This is a genomic window from Myxococcus guangdongensis (assembly GCF_024198255.1).
In the GTDB taxonomy this organism is placed as follows: Bacteria; Myxococcota; Myxococcia; order Myxococcales; family Myxococcaceae; genus Myxococcus; species Myxococcus guangdongensis.
Genome location: NZ_JAJVKW010000047.1, coordinates 1 through 1,996, shown reverse-complemented (window position 1 = coordinate 1,996; position 1,996 = coordinate 1). Strand labels below are relative to the sequence as shown.

Here is a 1,996-nt window from a genome sequence, read left to right as displayed (position 1 = left end):
GCCACGCCAGCTGATTCGCCCGTCGCTCCAGCTCCCCGTACGTCAGCGACTCCCCTCCCCACACCACCGCCTCCGCCTCCGGCGTCCTCCTCGCCTGCGCCTCCACCAGCTCGTGCGCGCAGACCTCCCAGCGAGGCCCCGTGCTCGAAGCGTTCCAGTCCTCCAGCACCAGGCGGCGATCCGCGTCGGACACCAGCGGAAGCTCGGAGACACGGTGGAGCGGATTGGCGACAGCGCCCTCGAGCAGTCGCTCCAGGTGTGAGACGAGGCGCTCGGCCGACGCGGGCTCGTACAAGTCCGTGCGGTACTCCAGCGTGCCCGTCAGCCCCGTGGGCGTCTCGCGGAGCATCAGCGTGAAGTCGAACTTGGACGTGCCGCTGTCGACATCCATCGCCTCGAAGGAGAGCCCCGGCGTGGACAGCTCCATGGGCGGGGTGTTGAGCAACACCATCGCCACCTGGAAGAACGGCGTGTGTCCCGGCTGTCGCTCCGGCTGGAGCACCTCGACCAGCTTCTCGAAGGGCACGTCCTGGTGCGAGTACGCCCCCAGCGTCGTCTCCCTCACCCGTCCCAGCAGCTCGCGGAACGTCGGGTCTCCATCCAGCTTCGTGCGCAGCACCAGCGTGTTCACGAAGAAGCCGATCAACCCCTCGGTCTCCATCTGCTGGCGCCCGGCGATGGGAGCCCCCACGCAGATGTCGTCCTGCCTCGAGTAGCGGGACAGCAACGCCTGCAGCCCCGCCAGCAGCCCCATGAACAGCGTCGCGCCCTCGCGTTGGCACAAGCTGACGAGGGAGCGGGTGAGCTCGCGCGAGAGGTCCACCTTGAGCACCGCGCCCGGGTTGCGCGCCTCCACGGGGCGAGGTCGGTCCGTCGGCAGCTCCAACACGGCGGGGACACCGTCGAGCTGCTTGCGCCACCACGTCAGCTGTCGCTCCAGCACGTCGCCCTGGAGCCACTCGCGCTGTTGGACCGCGTAGTCCGCGTACTGGAGCCCCAGCTCCGCCAGCGGAGACCGCCGGCCTTCGCTGAAGGCCTCGTAGAGCGTGACCACTTCGCGAATGAGCACGGCGATGGACCACGCGTCCGCGATGATGTGATGCATCGTCACGAGGAGCAGATGCTCACGCGCACCCAACCGGAGCAGCGCCGTGCGCAGCAACGGCCCCCGCGTCAGGTCGAAGGGGCGACGGGCCTCGGCCCACGCCCGGCGGTGTGCTTCGGCCTCTCGCTCGGATTCGGAGAGCGGAGCCAGGTCCTGCACCGAGAGCAGGATTCGCGCGGGCGAACTCCGGGAGATGACCTGCATGGGCCTGCCCTCGCGCGACTGGAACACGGTGCGCAGCGACTGGTGACGCCGCACCAGCTCCGTGAAGGCCTGCTCCAGCGCGGGCACATCCAGCGCGCCCTTGAGTCGCAGCGCCGCGGGGATGTTGTAGAGGGGACTGCCGGGCCTGTACTGGTCCAGGAACCACAGTCGCTGCTGGGCAAAAGAGAGCATCTCTTCCTCCGTGTCGCCCTGCTCGTTCTCGTTTCGGACTCTCGTCCGCGCCCGCATCGGCGTCGGTGCGCGGTCCTCCAACGGAGGCACCTCGGCCTCGATGCGCCGGGCCAGCGCGGCCACGGACGGCGCCTCGAAGAGCATGCGCAATGGGAGTTCCCTGCGCAGGTGATGACGGATGCGCGCCATCGCCTGCGTGGCCAGCAACGAGTGACCACCGAGGCTGAAGAAGCTGTCGGTGACGCTGACCCTCGGCAGCTTCAGCACCGACGCGAAGGCCTCCGCCAGCTGCGCCTCCAGCGTGTCCCTCGGCGCCACGAACGGCGCCACGCCCCTCAGGCTCGCCAGGTCCGGCGCCGGCAGCTTCCCCCTCGCCACCTTCCCACTCGGCGTCAGCGGCAGCGCCTCCAGCCGCACCAGCGCCGGCGGCACCATGTGCTCCGGCAGCTTGCGCCCCAGCGCCTCCTTCAGCGCCTCCGGCTCCCACGCCTCACC

The 1,996-nt window shown here is 69.9% G+C and carries 1 protein-coding gene; it reads right to left on the bottom strand.

Annotation, left to right across the window (positions count from 1 at the left end):
- A partial coding sequence (locus LXT21_RS44660) for a condensation domain-containing protein (RefSeq protein WP_254044381.1) occupies positions 1-1,996 on the bottom strand: 1,996 nt, incomplete at both ends.